The organism is Paenibacillus lentimorbus NRRL B-30488 (assembly GCF_000411595.1).
GTDB lineage: Bacteria > Bacillota > Bacilli > Bacillales > Bacillaceae > Bacillus > Bacillus velezensis.
This window is the reverse complement of record NZ_ANAT01000009.1, coordinates 1-19,313: the sequence shown is the minus strand read 5'-3', so window position 1 is coordinate 19,313 and position 19,313 is coordinate 1. Positions and strand designations below refer to the sequence as shown.

Sequence of the window (19,313 nt, the reverse complement as noted above, 5' to 3'; positions counted from 1 at the left end):
AGGTCAGTTTTTTTTGAGCGGGAAGAAATTGCTGAAAAGCCGTTTTTTTATTAATGGAGAAATGCTCTTTTCCCAGAATGGTATTGATGATTTTTTGGTTTCTGTAAACAGACAGCTTCAAATTCGTAGCGCCCGTTCCGTGAGCATGATCAAGATTCGTTAATGTGAAAAAGTGATGCCGCCTGTCGTCCTTAAAGACAAGACGGGAATCGGCCGTCACTTTAAACCGTTTCTCATCCTCCCATTCGATATCGGGGGCAATTGCCGTAAACCATTCCGGAATATGAGGTTTAAAGCCGGTCGCCAATATCACTTTTTCTGAATCGGCCGTAAAGGTTTCATCCATCTGCCATTGATGAAAGCTCAGTACGCAGCGCCCGTTTTGCTTTTCAATTTTTTCAAGCTCCGCCATCGGCTGAATATACACGTCAGGCGAACCTCCGCTGATCGATCTGTGATACAGGGCATCGTAAATGGCGGCAAGTGTGTCAGAATCAATGCCGTGGCGCAGTCCGTCCAGCTCAGGGAGTGTGTTCAGCCGTTCTTTAAAAGGCAGGCGGTTAAAATATTCCACATAATCAGGTGTGAACATTTCCTGCCCGAGCTTGGCGGTTTCCAATTCTCGAAATCCGGCGGAGCGTGTCACCCATTGCAGCCGGCTGCGGCGGTATTGTTCATCATGCAATAAGTCAGAAAAGATCTCCGCGGCGCTCTGTCCGGAGCCGACCACTGTAATTGATTCGGCGCCGGCGAGCTCGTCTTTCCGGAACAAATATTCCGTGCTGACCATCGTGGCCTGACGCGCTCCGTCATCAATCTCTGCGGGAATAAGCGGTTCAGACCCCGTCCCCATGACGAAATGCTTCGTCTGATAGACACTGATGCTTCCGTCCTCAATGTTTTTGACGCTGACTTCATAATGTCCGCCGGCATTTTTCACGCCGATTACCTCTGAGCCGAAACGGCATGATTTGATTTCTGAAGCCGCCCAGCTTAAATAGTCGTTAAATTCCCGTCTCGGAATATCAAATTCATTAAACGTATAAAACCGGTACAGCCGGTCATGTTCATGGAGAAAGTTTAAAAACGTGTAGCGGCTTTTCGGATCGGCGAGCGTGACCAGGTCCGCCAGAAACGCCACCTGTAAATCCGTTCCTTTAATTAATAGACCGGGATGCCACGCAAATTCTTTCTTTTTATCGAAAAAAAGAGCGTCTGTTCCGGGTATATCCTCTAACAATGCGGCAAGCCCTAAATTAAACGGCCCGATTCCCGCTCCTATGACATCATACATATTATGCACCTCTTGCGAATAACAGTCTGATGATCTTTTCCCGTTTTTACAGACGGTTAAACATAAAAAAACGGCACGCTGATTCCGTGCCGTTTTTGATATTATAATGCAGATTTGACGAACATCTCATCTAAGTATTTGATTTTCTCTTCTGTATAATGCTCGAATCGGTCATTATATGATTTCGGGTCTTTCGGATTGGCGAAGTGCGTGATTTTTCCGGTTTCCGGATGAATGAATTTGCTTGCCGCGCCGCAGCCGATACCGATAATCGTCTGCACTTCTTCCATAATCATAATGTTGTAGATGCTCTCCTGACCCGGGAAGGAGTAGCCGACATTTTCTAGGTTTCCGAGAATGTTTTTCTGCCGGTACAAGTAGTACGGCGTATAGCCGTGCTCTTTTGTCCAGCGGACGGCGTCATCCATCATGCGGGATACTTCCTGCCTGTCGGCAACTTTATACTTATGCTTGTTTCTCGTCATTTCTGACGCCCGTTTAAAAGAAAGCGTATGAACGGTCAAAGATTCAGGCATCAGCTTTTCCGTTTCTTCAAGACTGTGCCTGAACTCAGCCGTCCCTTCTCCCGGCAGGCCGATGATCAGGTCCATGTTGATATTATTCATGCCGTGTTTGCGGGAAAGATGGTATTTTTCGATGGTTTCTTCAACTGTATGGTGTCTGCCGATGGCCTTTAGCGTTTCGTTTTCATAAGATTGCGGGTTGATGCTGATTCTGTCAATCTTATACTTATTTAAAACGGCCAGCTTTTCCTCCGTAATCGTGTCGGGACGGCCCGCTTCAACGGTAATCTCCCTGATATTCGCGACATCCGGGAAAGAGCGGACCATTTCTTCATATAAAAGATCCATTTCTTCAGCGGTAATGCTTGTCGGCGTGCCGCCGCCGAAATAAATGGTCGTCACTTTGATATCATGCCGCTTCAGCCATTCTCCGATTTTCTGCATTTCATAGTGAAGCCCCCATAAAAAGGAGCCGACTCTTCCCGCCTGTCCTTGAATGGCATAAGCCGGAAACGTGCAGTAGGCGCATTTCGTCGGGCAGAACGGGATGCCGATATATATGCTGACTTCATCTTTGACCCGGTACAGATCGGGAACCGCAGCGAGCTGGCGGTCGACAATCTCCTGCATCAGATTGATTTTTTCATCATGGATCAGATAGTCTTTTTTCAGATCGGCATGCGCCTCTTCTTTTGTCAGGCCGCTCTGCAGCTTTTTATGAAGAAGTTTAGTAGGCCTGATGCCGGTTAAGATTCCCCATTTTTGTGTCATGCCCGTATGTGATTGAAGAAGATTTAAGTAGACATATGACAGCGTGTTTTTCACCTGTTTAAATACTTCTTTTTCGCTCCATCCGGCAAGAAGCGGTTTCGTGTGATGTTCCTTTTCGCCGGTTCCTTTGATTTCTCCGGATACCGACACGCTGTCTGCATCTTGAGAAATGGCAAGTGAGATGACGAGATCAGAGGATGCCTCCGTTTCGCCGTACGCAAGAACACACTCTTCAAAAAATAAATTCGCGATGTTTTGCAGCGGACGATGCAGCCTGTCATCCGTTATGCCGTCTATTTTTATTTGCAATGTGATCACCTTATTTTTCAGATTCAAAACTTTCTTTAGTGTACAGAAAGAACAGGCTAAAATCAATCCGCGAAAAAGCCGCAGACCGGCGTTTCGCGTCTGCGGCTCTTGATTACGGCCGTTTCATATGGAACTTATCGAGAAAGCCTTTGCGGTGCTGCATGCGGAAATATTCCTTAATCATATAGGCGACTCCCTGTTCATCATTTGACCTTGTCACCCAGTCCGCTTTTCTTTTAATTCATTTGAGGCATTCCCCATCGCGACGCCGAGACCGGCCAGCTCGATCATCGGCAGATCATCTTCCTGATGGCCGATAGCTACAACCTCTTCCATTGAAAGCCCGAGATCAGCGGCGACCATCGAAAGTCCGCTTTCTTTTGAAACCCCTTTAGGCACGATGTTCAGTTTTTCTCCGTTGACGCGGATCACATCGACGGCCGGGAATGCTTTCATTATCGTATCCGTTATATCAGCCTGCAGGCCATCTTCAGCATGCACTTCAATGACGGGCGCTGAAACCGGCTCATCAAGGAGCAGGTCACTTAATGATTCGACAAACTGCACCGGATAAAAAATCGGATCAGACGGATGAATCATCGTTTTCCCGACCAGATTGGAGTTCACTTTCTTCTTGTTTCCGATCGAATATTTTTCGTGAAGAAGCCGGATATTGCATTGATAGCTTTCCAGCACCTGAACGATATTAAACGTGTGATCTTCTGATATTTTCTTTTCAAAAAACGGCTCATCTATTTTTTCAGAAATGTATGCGCCGCTGTGGGTAATCAATTTTGCATCAAGCTTTAATATTTTCGCCACTTTTTGAGCGGAGCGAAAATGGCGGTTTGTGACCAGTGTGACGTAAATTCCTTTTTTCTTGACGTATTCGATGGCATCCTTTGTCGTCTGATGAAGTTTGCCGTTGGAGCGAAGAAGCGCTCCGTCTATATTTAACGCCAGCATTTGTTTTGACACAGAGAAGTCCCCCTCCTTGATGACTGTACTTGTCATTAGGATATGACCCTGTCTCTTTGTTTAGAACAACCTTTTCTCCGCAGCAAAAAAGCCTGCCTCAAGCAGACTTTGAACTGTCGTTTTGTTGGGATACGATCGATTTGCTGCCTTCTCCCCAATGTGCATTTCTATTTACGAAATATATCAGGAACCCCTTATTTGACCGTTGATGCGCTCGTTTCACTTACTCTCTGTTGCTACCCCTTAACATACCAGGCAGTATAGGCGACCGTATCCTTAGATCATCTGTAAGTGTAGGCGCTTTCAGAGTTATTATCTCAATAATATTGTTAAAAAACAAGGGTTTTTTTAACTAAAAAAATCAGGGGAAATATCTGTGCTGAATGTATGATAAAGTTGAAAGGGAACATATATTCGCATATAATAAAAGAAAAAAAGCGGTGACTGTCATGTCTCTATTAAAAGATATTTATAACGAAGAATTTGCAGAAGCACTTCTGAACAGAATCAAATCGGCGTACCCGGCTTTTGAGCGGGACAAGTGCCGGGCGCTGATGTTTCAGGAAGATTGGCCCGGACTGACGTTAAAACAGCGGATGCGCCGGATCACAGACTCTTTATATGAAACACTGCCGAAGGATTACATACGGGCCCTTGACGTCTTATACGAGACAGCTCCCCATTTCACAGGGCTCGCCGGGATTATTTTTCCCGATTATGTCCAACAGTACGGAACGGATCACTGGGAAGCATCAATGAAGGCGCTTCAGTTTTTCACTCGTTTTTCCACTTCCGAATTTGCGGTCCGCCCGTATATCAGGCTTGACCGGGAGAGGATGTTCAAAGAGTTCCTTTCCTGGACGGAGCATCCGGACGAACATGTCAGAAGGCTTGCCAGCGAAGGCTCAAGACCGCGCCTGCCGTGGGGAATCTCCATTCCGGCTCTTCTTGACGACCCTTCTCCGATTCTCCCTGTTCTGGACCGCTTGATGCAGGATGACTCGTTATTTGTCAGAAAAAGCGTGGCGAATAACCTGAATGACATCTCCAAAACACATCCGGATGTTCTGGCACAGATCGCAGCCGAGCGGTTCGGAAGCTGTCCGCACACGGATTGGGTTTTGAAGCACGCCTGCAGGACACTGTTAAAAAGAGGAGACAAACAGGCGCTTGCGATTTTCGGGTTTGAAGACGCCTCCCGGATTTCATTGGAACGTTTTACACTGAATCCGGAAACGGCCGCCATCGGAACAAGCATACATTTTTCTTTTCAGATCCGCTCATCCGCCCGGCAAAAAGTCAGGGTTGAATACGCGATTGATTTTGTAAAGAAAAGGGGGCACCGCAGCCGCAAGGTGTTTAAGATGTCGGAGTCCGCCATGGATAACGGAGACGTAAAAGCCTTCAGCAAACATCATTCCCTTAAAGATTTAACCACCCGCAAGCATTATCGGGGAATTCACACTCTGTCTGTCATCATTAACGGAACGGTAAAAGGTTCTCTTGATTTTTCTGTTGAATAAAAAAACCCCTCCATTTCATAAATGGAGGGGTGTGGAGCTTATTGCGGGCTGCCGTAAAGCTCTTCAAGAGGTTTCATAATGATTTTGTTTAACTCGCCGATCAGCATGCTCATGCGCTGTTCCGCTTCCATCAGCTGAGAAATCAATTCATGCTGCTGTACGAGAGCAACGGTTTTTTGTGCCTGCTCTACCTCTTCCTGAGTGATTTCTTCACCTGACATCTGCTTCTGCTGCAGCTGCAGCTGTACATTGCGGAAGTTATCAAACATGCGTTTTGCGGATTCATCTGCGTTTACTTGATCATAAAGCCCTCTCAGACGGCTGTATTCATCACTGTTTCGCAAAGCTTTTTCAAGATCATATGCTGCATCATAAAAATGAACTGCCATAGTAACCGCTCCTTTCTTCCTTTCGGACATACCACTCCACTATAACAGACTGCGGAGCGACTTTCATCATCGGCGTATGTTTTCCTTAGAAAAGAATGACAAACAAAGCCTGAATTGCTCCGATTATCCCGCCGAGCAGACCGCCTAAATACGTTATCATCTTAAATTCTCTCTTGGAAATCGACAGCACCATTTCTTCCAGCCGTTCAACGGGAAACTGATCAACCTGCTCTTTGACCACTTCCTCAAGACGCAGCCGTTTCAGCACATCCTCCAAATGAGCGGCAATACTGCCGAGTGCCGCATCAAGCAGCTTCGGCGCGTACGTCCCCGTAATCTCCCCTTCATAACGGGAGATGATGTCACCGAGCCGGCATTCGAAAAAGGGCGCGGTTTGAAGTGCGGCCAAAGCCCGCTTTTTCATGCTGAACAGCAGATCTTTCGCATTCCACTTTTCATCGGCCTCATAAAGTGTATAAGATTTGAGCTTGCCCCATTCTTGAGAAAGCAGATCAGCCAGAAGCTTTTTCGTTTCCTCATTGCGCAAAAACTTTAACAGCTCAGGCAGCACACGGTCTGCCAAGCTTGAATTGCCGAGGAACATCTGCACCATGCCGCCGAGCATCCCCCGGGAATTCAAAAAGTCGTCAATCATATTTCCGAGCCTGTCTTTCCCTTCTTCGCTCTCAAAATAATCAATGCTCCGCTTCAGGATATAATCTGCGGCCAGCGGGATTTTTTCATCCAGCTTTTCCTGCAGCTCATCAGGAAGCCAGTCTTTTATGGCGCGGTGCTCATATTTCCGGTACAGTGCCGAAAGCTTTTCATCGGTAAAACGGTCAATCCAGGCATCCGTCTTTTCCTGCGGATTCCGGATGCCCGCGGCGATCAAAGCTTCGTGCACCGTCATCTCGGAAGCGGCCATTTTTTGCGTGAATTGTTCGGCGAAAAGAAGCGCCTGGTTTTTAACGGTATCTGATAAAAGCCGCTTTTTTATTCCTTCCGGGGTTAAAAGGTGGTTCGTCACCATGAGCCCCATTTGTTTTGCCAATTCATCCCGTCTTTTCGGGATCAGCCCCGGCGTAAACGGAACCCGTTTTCCGAACAGGTAATACGGCCGGTACGGACGAAATAACATCTGAATGGCAAGATGATTCGTCACCGCGCCGATCGCGGCTCCGATCACAATCATAAATAGAAACGTTCCTGCTATGCCCATTCCTTTTCTTCTGCCTCCATCTTATGTTCTATTTTCTTGATGATATATCTATTCGTATTATAGAGGCTGGCGGGCATGCGGGCAAATGAAGAACCTGAATTGTTGTTTGTGAGGAATAAGGCAAGATGCTGTTTCGTACTCTTTACAGTAGATCATCTTTTATGATGCGCTTAGCATATTTATTGGATGGAAGGGCCGTTCCATCAGCGGCTTTTTGAATAAAGGGGGAGTAATAATATGACAACACTCGGTTTTATGTCTGTATCCCGCCGGCACGAAGAAGATTACGCCGGGGAATTGGCTGAAAGAGCGCCTCAATATAATGTGCGCTTAGCCCGCTTTACACCGTTTGATATATTTCCGGATTCTTTGCGCGTGAAAGCGCTCGTCTATCACCCGCAAAGCGGAAAGTGGAACGAAACGGAAATCGATATTCCCGAATATATTTACGACCGCTGTTTTTACGGAAAATCCGCTGAAGCGCAAAAAGCCAAACCGATCGTCGAATGGCTGAAAAAATATCCGAAAACGGAATTTATCGGGCGGGGGCTTCCTGATAAATGGACGGTCACGGATGCGCTCCAAAAGCATCATCTGATCAGCCCCTATATTCCTGAAACGGCCGAAGTCAGCCGCTATGAACAGGTGCAATCATACTTAGCCAAGGAAAAAGCATGTATACTTAAGCCCGCTTTCGGCGCGGGAGGCAGAGGCATCATCCTGCTTGAAACAGGCAAAAAATCAATTACGGCCACTTACTATATCGGAAAAAACAAACAAACAAAATCATTTTCCAATCACGTGTCTTTTAAGTCTTGGTGCAAAAAAGTGCTGCAGCACCGCTATTTGCTTCAATCCTACTTAAATATCCAGGATAAAGAACGGCATCCGTGCGACATCCGCATTTTCATGCGCAAAACGGAGTCAGGCGTTTGGGAAACGGTCGGAAAAGCGGTCAGAAGGGGCTATCAGAACGGTCTTTTATCTCATTTGCCCGGAGGATCAGAACCGATTAAGTTTGACACATGGTTTGAGGAAATTCCGAGAAAGCAGCAGGCCGTTTTATTGGATGATGTCTTTTCGATCACCCAATCCGTCCCTTATTTCCTTGATGAACGGTTCGGACCGCTGTTTGAGCTGGGGCTCGATATTTGTTATGCCAAAGACGGACGCATCTGGCTTTTGGATGTCAATTCAAAGCCGGGACGGAAAGCTATTTTAAGCGTGGCTCCGGAGGCGAAAGAGGATTTGTATACGGGTCCGCTGAGACGCTTCCGCGAACTTCAGTCACAGGAAAGCAGGAAAGGAGTATTACCGCGTGAATCATAAAGGGATGATTGTCGGCATCGATAAAAAAAGCAAAAATACGCTGTTTCTCCCCTCCTCCATGAAACGGGAAGGGCTTTTATCCGCTGCCTTCGGGACCAAGGTTGTTAAATGCCGTGTAGCCTTTTCTCAATCACTTGAAAAAAGCGCGCTCCTTTCTGAAGATTTGTTTGAGGAGCTGTTGATACCGTATAAAAGCCGGGCTGACTTTCTCATACACGGCCAAACGGTGCACATCGGACCGCTGATCGGCGTTTTCACAGCCGGGTTCACATCATCGCCGTCCCGTCCGTTAAGAGACCGTACAGCCTTCTTTTCCAAGATGCTCTCACTTCATGAACAGGCGAACGGATATTGTTTCGTTTTCGGGGCTCATCAGATCAACTGGGAAGAAGGCACCGTCCAAGCGCTGATTTATAAAGAAAACAGCTGGAAACGGACGGCCGTCCCGCTTCCGAATGTCGTATATGACAGGCTCCCGAGCCGAAAAACGGAAGGAGTTCCGCTTTTACAGCAGACAAAACAGAGGCTGATGAATGACTATCAGATTCCGTGGTTTAATCCTCAATTCTTTAATAAATGGGACATTCATAAGCTTCTGGAAAAAAACAGCCTCACCGCTTCACTTCTGCCAAAATCTGTCCTGCACCCGAATGCAGAAGCGTTAGAGACGTTATGCAACACATTTGACACCGTCTATATCAAACCTGCAGACGGCGCACTCGGAACGGGGATTTACAGGGTGGAAAAAACAGATGCCGGCTTATCTGTCAAACACACGAATGAGGAAAAAACGGTGGTGACGGCAGAGTATTCAGATGCGGCATCCTTCATGAAATCATTTAAAGAAAACAATGACCCGTCCGCATTTTTAATTCAGCAAGGCATTGACCTGATCCGGCTGGATGGACGCCCCGTCGATTTCAGGGTGCACACGAATAAAAACGCCGAGGGAAAATGGACAGTGACGGCCATCGCGGCAAAAATTTCCGGTGAAAACAGCATCACGACGCATCTGGCAACCGGCGGAGAAGTCAGGACGTTAGCTGAATTATACGGCGATCCGCGAGAGAGAGTCGGCATGATGCGGAAACTTTCAAAAGCCGCCTTGGCGGTCAGCCGCGTGTTAAATGATCACATTGAAGGTTTTATCGGCGAAATCGGTTTTGACCTCGGCGTCGATCATTCAGGGAAAGTTTGGATGTTTGAAGCCAATTCCCGCCCCGGGCGCAGCATTTTTTCCCATCCGAAGCTGAGATCGGTCGATTACCTGACAAAACGGAGAAATTTTGAATACGCGTCCTATTTATCAGAACGGTCCATCACCGCCCCGGAAAAACTTTGGCGGTGAGGCTGTCTTTTTTTGGTTTTACCCGGGACAGGCACAGAATGATGAGCTACAATGAACAAGATCAACATTTCCCACAAGGAGCGTGAACGTCATGATTTCGCACTTCAGCTGGAAACCGTTATTCAAAAAAGAGAAACTGCCCGGATGGCGAATTTCATTTTACTGGCAGGGTACGCATTACGAAGGGATTTACCATAAGTCCGGTGACATTGAATGGGGACACACACATCCGGGAAAAGAAGAGCCGGCTCTCGTAAAAGAGCTGCATGAATTAATGCTTTATCACATATATGACTGAAAGCTAAAAGCTCAGCCGCATCAGGCTGGGCTTTTCTTTTCCTTCCGCTATTTACCACCCGGTTTTCCGAATGAGATGCCGTTTGATTCACCATAATACGTAGTACAAAGCGGCAAACAGCATTGGGTGAAGCCGAGCTGGCAATGGTTTTCATTCCGAGAATCATCGGCTGGTGCAATTCCAGCAAACCCAACCATACTACTTAATAAAGGAGATCATACAAATGGCAAACAACAACTCTTCAAACCAACTATTAGTACCCGGCGCTGCTCAAGCAATCGACCAAATGAAATACGAAATTGCTTCTGAGTTCGGCGTAAACCTTGGCGGAGAAACAACTTCTCGTGCAAACGGTTCTGTCGGAGGAGAAATCACGAAACGTTTAGTATCTTTCGCACAGCAGAACATGGGCGGCCAAGGCGTACAATAACTCAATAAATGGCTTACAGAAGGCGCGGGATACCGCGTCTTCTTTTATGCCGTCACCCTTTTTTCCTATTTCACATACCCTAGGAAAAAAGGAGGGAAAACATGTCATTCATTGCCTCAGTCAATTGGGAGCTGTTTCAGTTCGTAAGTGTTTCTTTGGTCAATGAATATGTTGCCCACCATTTCCCGTTTATTCACAGGCATTCTTTTCCCCGCTGCTTTGAATGATATAATGAGCGGCGAGGAGGTTTTTTACATGAACATCGCTTTACTCGGAGCAACGGGAAGAGTCGGACAGGCTTTTATAAAAGAAGCGCAGAAACATGGACACATGGAAATATTCGCTCTTGTCAGATCAGCCGGAACAGTCCTTCCCATTCCTGAAAAACAGATCATAACAGGGAATGCGAGGCGGCGGGAAGATGTAAGCCGATTGATTTCCAAAGCGGACACAGTCGTGAGCTGTCTCGGCACGGACGGTGACGATACCCTTTCAGCCGCTATGACCCATATAATAGACGGCATGAAACGGCATCATGTTCAGCGTCTGATTACGATCGGCACCGCGGGTATCCTTCAATCACGGCTTATGCCTGATCAATATCGTTTTGAATCGGCAGAATCAAAACGAAAATCAACAAGAGCCGCAAAGGAACACGCCCGCGTATACGAGATGCTGCTGGCAGAGGATCTTGACTGGACGATCATCTGCCCTACCTACCTTCCTGACGGAGACGCTGCCGGAGTTTACCGGTTCGAACAGGATCGCCTTCCTGAAGACGGCGCCGAAATCACAGTCGGAGACACGGCGCATTTTCTGTACCGCGAGCTGATCAGCCCGCAGTTTGTCAGAAAACGGGTAGGACTGGCTTACTGAATGAAAAAAAGGGCGAATCTTTTTGATTCACCCTTTCCGATTACACCGCGGATTTCGCCGATCCTTTCTGCAATTCATACATTTGATGGTACTGCCCCTTTTGCGCCATTAATTCGTCATGGCTTCCCTTTTCAATGATGCGGCCCTTTTCCAGCACGAGAATCTGGTCTGCGTGTCTGATCGTGGAAAGCCGATGGGCGATAATAAATGTCGTGCGCCCTTCTTGAACGACTTGCAGCGCTTTTTGAATGACTGCTTCTGTTTCGGTGTCAATGTGCGCCGTCGCCTCATCCAAAATTAAAATGGCCGGATCAAACACAAGCGCTCTTGCAAAAGAAATCAGCTGACGCTGGCCTGAGGACAGTGTGCCGCCTTTTTCAGTGACGGGCTCTCTGATGCCCTTCGGCAAAGATTGCAGAAGACTTGCGGCGCCGACTTGGCGAAGCGCTTCTTCCGCCTGCTCCAAAGAAATACGCTGATCATCGAGGGTCACATTGGAGCCGATCGTTCCAGAGAAAAGATACGGGTCTTGCAGCACAATGCCCATATGCGACCTCAGCTCCTGTCTTGACATGCCGTATATGCTTTTTCCGTCCAGCAGGATATCGCCTTTTTCGGCATCATAAAAACGGAACAGAAGATTCAGGATGGAGCTTTTGCCGGAACCCGTATGGCCGACGAGGGCGACCGTCTCGCCTTTTTCAGCTGTAAAGCTGATTTGTTTCAGCACCTCTTCTCCCTTACGATATCCAAAAGAAACATCGCGGAATTCCACTGTCCCTTCCGCCTTTCTGTCTGCGGGAGCGCCTTCTTCTTCCGTTTCCTCCTCCTGTAAAAGCTCGAATACCCTGGCGGCAGAGACACGGGCCAATTCAAGCTTCGAAAATTGGTTGACAATCCCCGTAACCGGCTGGAACAAACGGTTTAAATAATCAACAAATGCATATAAAACACCGATCGAAACAATTCCGGCCGCACTCAGACTCGCGCCTCCGAAATACCAGATCAGCCCGACAAACGCCAGATTGCGCAACACATTGACAAGACTGTGGGACATGAGGGAATTTAAGGACAGCATTTTGTTTTTGTAGCGGAAATGAGCTTCATTCAATTCTTCAAATTCCTTCATCGTTTCCTTCTCGCGGCGGAACGCCTGAATAATCGGCATTCCTTGAATGGACTCATTCATTTTCGCATTGATGTCACTGTTAATGGAACGGATTTTTTGGTTGAAGACGGATGCGTATTTGCGGTACACAACCGACCAGATCATTAAAATCGGAATAATCAGAAGGCAAACGGCGGCCAGCCTGACGTCAAGCATAAACAGCGCCGTAAAAATGCCGAGCATATAAACGCCGCTTGTGATAAATGTCGACAGCACCGTTACATATAAATCCCTGACCGCTTCTGTGTCATTCGTAATGCGGGCCACGACTTTTCCGGCAGGCAGATTATCAAAGTAGCGGATCGGCATTTTCTGAATGTGTGAAAATACATCCTGCCTCATGCGCTGTATGATCCGGTTCGCTCCCATCTGCAGCAGATAATGCTGACCGTAATGAAAACATACGGAAAACATGAGCAGTCCGGCGTAAATGGCGGTCAACGTCAGCAATCCTTTTATTTCCGGACGGTAAAATTCAAAAATCTCCTGTCTTGATAACGTAATGGCGGGATATGACCTGCTTTCTTTACCGTTTGATATTGTCAGCCGGCCGTCAGCCACCGAACGGTTTCCGTCAAAACTGACGGGACGGTCAACAAAATAGTAGCCCGCACCGACTTGATAAATGTGCGCCTCTCCGGTTTTATCCGCCCCCGGTTTGAGCCGGTCCTCCCTGACATAATCATGCCCCCGGAACCTGACGGCGCCCGGATCGTCCGCAGAGGCTTTAACCCATGTTTTTTCAATGCCGAGAATGTGGTCATCAATCATTTTTTTTCCGATAAACGGGCCGGTCAGCTCAGTGCCGACCGCAATAATGAGCAGGACGACCGCCCATATCAGCAGCTTCTTATATTGAAGCGCGTAATTCCATAATCTTCTCCCGGTCTTCATGCGCCCGTCCCCCCTTCTTCAAGAGAGAACAGCTGCTGCCTCTCATATTGTTTTCGATACCAGCCGTTCTGCTCCAATAGCTCCCGGTGCGTGCCTCTTTCAGATACCCGGCCTTCATCCATGACGAGAATGAGATCTGCGTGTTCAACTGCCGAGAGCCGGTGGGTGGTAATAATCGTTGTTTTATGCCGCCGTTTTTACGGATGCTGTCAATGATGGCGGCTTCCGTTTTCGCGTCTACGGCAGAAAGCGAATCATCTAATATGAGAATGTCAGGATCGGTCAAAAGCGCTCTCGCAATTGAAATGCGCTGCTTTTGTCCGCCCGAGAGCGCCACGCCCTTCTCGCCGACAAGCGTCTCAAGCCCGTCGGAAAGCATGCCGATATCGTTTTCAAAATGCGCATCTTTCAGCGCGCCGCCGATTTCCTCTTCGTTTGCATCCTGCCGTCCGTAAAGCAGATTCTCCTTTACAGTCTTAGAAAATAAAATATGATCCTGCGGCACATAGCCGATCCACCCGCGGAGCTCCTCAAGCGGGATCTCCTGAATCGGAACGCCTGTAAACGTGATTGCTCCCGCCCCGGGCGGATATTCACGCAACAGCTGCTTAATGATCGTCGTCTTTCCGCTTCCCGTCTTCCCGACAATGCCGAGTGTCTGCCCTTTTTCTACGGAAAAAGATACATCGGAAACCGCCGGTCCCGCTCCGCTCGGATACGTGAAAGTCACTTGTTCAAAAACAAGACGCCCGGGCTCCTTGATGCCGGCGGGGCGCTTGGGCCCGATCACGTCAGGCTCATAGGAAAGCGTCTCATTGACACGATCCAAGGAGGCATTTCCGCGCTGCATGATATTGATTAATTCTCCGATCGCAAACATCGGCCAGATCATCATTCCGAGGTACACGTTAAACGATACCAGCTCTCCCAGCGTCAGCCGGTTTTGAAAAACGAGATAAGCGCCGTAGCCGAGACCGATGAGATAGCTGAGGCCGACGAGAAGTTTCACAGTCGGTTCAAAAAGTGAATCGATAAACGCCACCTTCATATTTTTCTCATATACATCCGCCGTCATATCACCGAACCGGCTGACATCATTTTTTTCCTGTACGAAAGCCCGGATGACCCGGACGCCGGATACCGACTCCAGCACCTTGTCATTTAATGATCCGAAAGCATCCTGCGCTTCCGTAAACCGCTCATGGATCTTTTTTCCGTACAGGCTGACCGCAGCCGCCATTATCGGCAGCGGAATAATCGCAGCAAATGTCAGCTTCCAGCTGATGAGAAGCCCCATTGTCAAAAATATCGTCAGCATATACATCGTCGAATCAACGAGCGTTAAGACCCCGAAGCCCGTCGTCATACTGACGGCCTGCAGGTCATTTGTCCCCCGCGCCATTAAATCGCCCGTTCTGTATTTCTCGTAAAACGGCGGTGACATTTGAAGAAGCCTCCCCATCAGTTTTGACCGGAGAATCTTCTCCATGACATTCGCCCCGCCGAAAAGCTGATACATCCAAAAATAAGACAGTAAATAGACGGCTGCCGTTAATGCGAGAAAAACACATATGTAAAACAGCATCCCGCTTTTCGTAAACACGCCCGCCTTCATATCGTCTATCGCGTTACCGAGAAGTTTAGGCTGAAACATCTCAATGACATTCACAATCAATAACAGAACAATCGCTGTCGTATAGCGCAGCCAATAGGCTTTAAAAAACCACGCGAGCTTTTTTAATACAGTAAACAAATACCGTCATCCCCTTTCATCAATCAGCCGCCCTCAAGCTTTTCCGGATTGTTTTTCATTGTTTTCGCTAATGCCGCCACATGCATCACACCTGTCTTTCTTTCATTTTTTTGTATAAAAAAAGACATGAAGCCTCAGCTCCATGCCTCTTATTATTATAAATAAGGTACAGACCCGCCGTTTATGCGCGACTGCCCCGTTTTTAAGCAAATGTTCAGAAAACGGAAGCTGTATGGGAGTCACGCCGGTATTCAGCTGAAGATGAGTTGACAAGCTTTAGTTTTGACATGATCCATACCTCCTTTTTCCCTATATTGCTCCTTCATCATATAAACAAATCCTTTTTTTGTCAATGCAGGTTTTACATTTCTGCTGCACGGGTATTGTAAAACAAACCTTTTTTACTGAAAGGATGAGGCTGATGTTTCACGCAGACCGGTTGATAGCAGCTTTTGACGGAAGTGATGATAGTAAAAAAGCGCTCCAAAAAGCCATAGACCTTTCAAAAACGTTTCACGCGGATTTAACGGTCGTACATTCCCACAATGCAAAAGATACCCAGACGATTGTTGATCCCCCGAGGCCGGGAGCCGGGGCAACGTATATCGGCGGCGGGATTGCAAGCGTTCCTGACCCGCTCCAGGCGGAAAGAATCTCCCCTGATCCGATGATTTATGAAGACCGTACGGAAGAAATCGTTGCGGAAGCGAGAATGCTGATGAACGACAGCCAGATTGACGGGGATATCGACATTTTAGAAGGTGATCCCGCTGATGCCATTATCGAGCATGCCGACCGTATATCGGCGGATTTGATCGTCATGGGGAGCCGGGACCAGAACAGGCTGAAAAAACTTTTATTCGGAAGCGTCAGTGAAAAACTGTCATCGAAATCCGATATTCCCGTGCTGATCGTAAAATAATTCTTTCTGTAAAGCAGCTTAATCAAAAAGCTGCTTTTTTTTACAGCTCCCGTCTGTTTTTTCTTTTTTTCGGCATCACAAAAAAAACTCGCCATGATCAAAAAAATCGATGCACAATACGACAGACCAGCCCTTTAACAGTCCGCTGAGCGCTTCGGTGCGGGAAGCGTCCTGAATGAGAAATACCGTTCCGGCTAAAAGAACGCCGCCGATGACAAATGCTAAAACATGTCTTCCCCATCCTTTTGCATAATGTTTGGCATAATCCAGTCCGTACCGCTTGACCGGTTTTGCCCCTTCCTTTACCACATAATAGCGGAACCGCTCATCCGCCCATTGAATCATGCTTTTTCCGAAGGCGACAGACACTCCGATATAAACGGCCGCCACTGCATGCGCCATAGTCGCCGCCGCCCCTCTGTATAAATCAGCTGCGGCCGCCAGAAACAGTACGGCATCCAATATAGGAATGAGAGCGAAAAAAAACATTCCGAGCTTTTGCCGCCTGAATATATAGCGCGCCGCCAATCCGAAGATGACAGCCGCCCAAAAAGCAGCCTCACAAATGACAATCAACCAAGCAATCGCGTTCAATCCGGTTCCCCCTTATCGTTTTCTAAAATGCATTGTATCACTGCTTTTTATTTAATACAACTGTATTACAAAATTGCAAGAAAAAATATTTCCTGTTACACTGGAACCATGCCTAAAATAATCGATCATGAAAAAAGAAGAAAACAAATAGCCGAAGCCACTTGGCGGACGATTTTGGAGCGGGGAATGGAAGGAGCGACAGTGAGAAACATCGCCCAAGAAGCGGGTCTTTCTTTAGGCGCGCTGAGGCACTATTTCACCACCCAGGATGAGCTTTTAGGGTATGCGATGACACTCGTAAAAGAAAAGCGGCCGCCAGAATTAACGAAGTTGCCATGAAAGATCTGCCGCCGAAAGAAAAAGCGGTGCGTCTGATGCTTGAAATTATCCCGACAGACGAAGAAACGATGGCTGAAATGGAGGTATGGTTCGCTTTCACAGCTTATGCCAGACATAAGGGAGAAGAGTTTCAACCCCAGCAGGACGGGATCTTGGCATATATCCGCGGCCTGATTGACTGGCTGGATGAAAATAAGCTTCTGAAACCGAATCTTGATAAAGAAACCGAAGCGGAGAAAATGTACGCTATCGCCGACGGGTTGGCGCTGCATGCCATGCTTGAACCTGATCGTCTTTCAAAAGAGAAGATCTCCCGTGTGCTCGTTCAGCATATCGAATCTCTTTTTATCTGACTGAAGCAAAAAGGCCGGATGTGTTCCGGCCTTTTTTTCAGCTTATGACTGAACGCCGAGCTCCTGCTGAATGTGCGACTGAAATGCCTCCTGAATCGTTTTGGCTACAGGTCCCGGCGATCCGCTTCCGACCGGTTTTCCGTCAAGGGTTACGATCGGGATTAATTCAGACGTCGTTGACGAGATGAAAATTTCATCCGCATCTCTGAGTTCGTCTTCGGTAAGAGCCTTCTCCCGCACCTCAATCCCGTTTTCTTTCATCAGCTCTAACAGTTTCATCCGCGTAATGCCGTTTAAAATCAGCTCATTTGCAGGATGCGTCCGGACGGTGCCGTTTATGACGGCGTATACATTGGATGAGGTTCCTTCCGTGACCGCCCCGTCCCTTATCAGCACCGCTTCATAAGCGCCTGCTTCATAGGCTTTTTGTTTTACCATCACATTATACAGTAAATTCAGACTCTTAATGTCACACCTCAGCCAGCGTTTGTCTTCCGCCGTGATGGCCTGCGCTCCGGCTTGTTGTTCATTTTCCGGTTTTTTCACTGAAAAGGTGTATGCCGTCGTCTGCGGCTCCAAACCTTCGTCATACTGGTGCTTCCGCGGCGCCTTCCCTCTCGTCGTCTGTATATAGACCCCGCCGTCAATGAGTTTATTTTCCTGTACGAGCTTTTGCAGATCCCATTCTATGTCCTCTGCGGAGAACGGCAGGGTGATGCCGATTTCTGCGGCGCTTCTGAAAAGACGGACGATATGCTCACGCAGACCGAATAAGGCGCCGTTATACACTCTGATGACCTCATACACACCGTCACCGAATTGATATCCGCGGTCCTCAATATCAACTGCCGCTTCTTCACGATCAATCAACTGGCCGTTTACTAATGTCTTCATGTAAACCCTCCTAATCGTTATCTGCCGTGATGTGCATTCTCAGCTGTTATTGTCAACTATTCTATCATACTGAACGAGCCGGCTGCGGAGTTTATTTTTTCTTAAAATCTTATTATTCGACATCTTTTCTATGTCTTTTCCAGTTTTGTTCCTGTATACTTGATTCGACATACATATGCTGTTAACTTATGGCACTTCGCAAGCCTCCGCTGTTATCGGCATTATGCAGAAACTTATGCTACTGGAGAGATTGTTATGCGCAACACAAAAGAAGGTGCTTCCCCTTCTCTGTTTTCATTAGCTTTTAAACTTACGAGTTTAGCAGTTTTGTGCGGACTGCTTCTGGTAATCGTCATAATGGGATATTCCGCTTCCGCCGCAAAAAACAAACAGGTCACCGTGACCGCAAACGGGCAGCTTCGGGATGAAGCAGAAAGCCTGCGGCTGAAAAATGATTCTCCCGACGTCTTAATGAAACATTTGCAGAAAGAGCGTGACCCAGGGAAAAAAACGGTATATTTAACCTTCGACGACGGGCCGTCTCCATATACTGAACAGCTGTTGAATGTATTGAAGGCAAATGGCGCAAAGGCCACTTTTTTTATGCTTGAACCGCGGATGAAAGCCTATAAGCATTCCGTGCAAAGAGCGAAGCAGGAAGGAATCGCGCTCGGCCTGCACGGCGTGACGCACGATAATCACCTGTTTTATCAAACACCGACATCACCGCTGAACGAAATGCAGCAGGGACGCGATACGCTCGAGACAATCACTGGAGTAAAAACGGATCTTGTCCGCACGCCTTACGGCAGTAAACCGTCATTGACGGATGCCCAGATTAAGAATCTCGAAAAAGGCGGATTCGTGTACTGGGACTGGACGATAGACAGTGAAGACTGGAAGTACAAAAACGCACGGTACGTGCCGGAAGTATTGAATCAGCTCGCATATTTGGAAAGCGTTCATACGAGCAGGCCGCATGTCATTTTAATGCACGATCTGCCTGCGACGGTGCACGCTTTACCGAGCCTGATTCAAAAACTGAAAGCCCAGGGCTACTCCTTTGATGTTCTGACGGATCAAATGATTCCCGTCCATGAATAAAAAA

General features: G+C 47.6%; 14 protein-coding genes and 5 pseudogenes. 10 read left to right on the top strand and 9 right to left on the bottom strand.

Annotated elements, in window-relative coordinates; translation table 11 throughout:
* Positions 1-10 precede the first annotated feature (10 nt).
* The 3 genes and pseudogenes from D368_RS06250 to D368_RS06240 all read right to left on the bottom strand — a co-directional run.
* Positions 11-1,294, bottom strand: a pseudogene (locus D368_RS06250) (lysine N(6)-hydroxylase/L-ornithine N(5)-oxygenase family protein); the annotation flags it as partial.
* A gap of 101 nt (positions 1,295-1,395) precedes the next feature.
* Positions 1,396-2,898 (bottom strand): coproporphyrinogen III oxidase, encoded by a 1,503-nt coding sequence (locus D368_RS06245; protein WP_031378451.1) that lies wholly within the window; start codon positions 2,896-2,898, stop codon positions 1,396-1,398.
* Positions 2,899-3,010: 112 nt separating this feature from the next.
* A pseudogene (locus D368_RS06240) lies at positions 3,011-3,876 on the bottom strand (Cof-type HAD-IIB family hydrolase).
* Positions 3,877-4,259: 383 nt separating this feature from the next.
* Here D368_RS06240 and D368_RS06235 point away from each other — a divergent pair.
* Complete coding sequence (locus D368_RS06235) at positions 4,260-5,399, top strand: DNA alkylation repair protein (RefSeq protein WP_128574645.1); 1,140 nt, start codon at positions 4,260-4,262, stop codon at positions 5,397-5,399.
* Positions 5,400-5,437: 38 nt separating this feature from the next.
* On the opposite strand, the gene D368_RS06230 is transcribed toward D368_RS06235, so the two are convergent.
* Positions 5,438-5,788, bottom strand: a complete 351-nt coding sequence (locus D368_RS06230; RefSeq protein ID WP_007409239.1) for a YlbF/YmcA family competence regulator — start codon at positions 5,786-5,788, stop codon at positions 5,438-5,440.
* A gap of 85 nt (positions 5,789-5,873) precedes the next feature.
* Complete coding sequence (locus D368_RS06225; protein WP_128574644.1) at positions 5,874-7,007, bottom strand: DUF445 family protein; 1,134 nt, start codon at positions 7,005-7,007, stop codon at positions 5,874-5,876.
* Positions 7,008-7,244: 237 nt separating this feature from the next.
* On the opposite strand from D368_RS06225, the gene D368_RS06220 reads away from it, so the two are divergent.
* The 6 genes from D368_RS06220 to D368_RS06195 all read left to right on the top strand — a co-directional run bounded on the left by D368_RS06220 (position 7,245) and on the right by D368_RS06195 (position 11,288).
* Entirely contained in the window at positions 7,245-8,336 is a 1,092-nt protein-coding gene (locus D368_RS06220) for a YheC/YheD family endospore coat-associated protein (RefSeq protein ID WP_070081574.1), read from the top strand.
* Positions 8,326-9,684: a YheC/YheD family protein gene (locus D368_RS06215; RefSeq protein WP_128574643.1), complete on the top strand. Its 1,359-nt coding sequence runs from the start codon at positions 8,326-8,328 to the stop codon at positions 9,682-9,684. Before D368_RS06220 ends, D368_RS06215 begins: the two co-directional genes overlap by 11 nt.
* 82 nt (positions 9,685-9,766) lie before the next feature.
* On the top strand, positions 9,767-9,982 hold the full coding sequence (locus tag D368_RS06210; protein ID WP_012117190.1) for a YheE family protein: 216 nt from the start codon (positions 9,767-9,769) through the stop codon (positions 9,980-9,982).
* Between the two features lie 223 nt (positions 9,983-10,205).
* Positions 10,206-10,412 carry an alpha/beta-type small acid-soluble spore protein gene (locus tag D368_RS06200; protein WP_003155280.1) on the top strand — a complete coding sequence of 69 codons (207 nt, stop codon included), beginning with the start codon at positions 10,206-10,208 and terminating at the stop codon, positions 10,410-10,412.
* A 101-nt stretch (positions 10,413-10,513) separates the two neighbouring features.
* The gene (locus tag D368_RS20030) at positions 10,514-10,639 is read left to right on the top strand and encodes a hypothetical protein (RefSeq protein ID WP_003155283.1); all 126 of its coding nucleotides are present in this window, start codon (positions 10,514-10,516) and stop codon (positions 10,637-10,639) included.
* Positions 10,640-10,667: 28 nt separating this feature from the next.
* The gene (locus D368_RS06195) at positions 10,668-11,288 is read left to right on the top strand and encodes an NAD(P)-dependent oxidoreductase (RefSeq protein WP_003155285.1); all 621 of its coding nucleotides are present in this window, start codon (positions 10,668-10,670) and stop codon (positions 11,286-11,288) included.
* A gap of 40 nt (positions 11,289-11,328) precedes the next feature.
* Here the strand turns inward: D368_RS06195 and bmrD are convergent, their stop codons facing one another.
* Positions 11,329-13,350 (bottom strand): multidrug resistance ABC transporter ATP-binding protein/permease BmrD, encoded by a 2,022-nt coding sequence (gene bmrD / locus D368_RS06190; RefSeq protein ID WP_128574642.1) that lies wholly within the window; start codon positions 13,348-13,350, stop codon positions 11,329-11,331.
* Positions 13,347-15,103 (bottom strand): annotated as a pseudogene (gene bmrC, locus D368_RS06185) (multidrug ABC transporter ATP-binding protein BmrC). Before bmrC ends, bmrD begins: the two are co-directional and overlap by 4 nt.
* 421 nt (positions 15,104-15,524) lie before the next feature.
* Here bmrC and D368_RS06180 point away from each other — a divergent pair.
* Positions 15,525-16,025 (top strand): universal stress protein, encoded by a 501-nt coding sequence (locus tag D368_RS06180; RefSeq protein WP_003155289.1) that lies wholly within the window; start codon positions 15,525-15,527, stop codon positions 16,023-16,025.
* A gap of 40 nt (positions 16,026-16,065) precedes the next feature.
* Here the strand turns inward: D368_RS06180 and D368_RS06175 are convergent.
* Positions 16,066-16,619 (bottom strand): annotated as a pseudogene (locus D368_RS06175) (hypothetical protein).
* Positions 16,620-16,727: 108 nt separating this feature from the next.
* On the opposite strand from D368_RS06175, the pseudogene D368_RS06170 reads away from it, so the two are divergent.
* A pseudogene (locus D368_RS06170) lies at positions 16,728-17,311 on the top strand (TetR/AcrR family transcriptional regulator).
* Between the two features lie 42 nt (positions 17,312-17,353).
* On the opposite strand, the gene dat reads toward D368_RS06170, so the two are convergent.
* Positions 17,354-18,205 carry a D-amino-acid transaminase gene (gene dat / locus D368_RS06165; RefSeq protein ID WP_102422413.1) on the bottom strand — a complete coding sequence of 284 codons (852 nt, stop codon included), beginning with the start codon at positions 18,203-18,205 and terminating at the stop codon, positions 17,354-17,356.
* Positions 18,206-18,460: 255 nt separating this feature from the next.
* Here dat and D368_RS06160 point away from each other — a divergent pair, with 255 nt between their 5' ends.
* A complete protein-coding gene (locus D368_RS06160) occupies positions 18,461-19,309 on the top strand; it encodes a polysaccharide deacetylase family protein (protein WP_031378441.1) in 849 nt (282 codons plus the stop codon).
* The last annotated feature ends 4 nt before the right edge of the window (positions 19,310-19,313 follow it).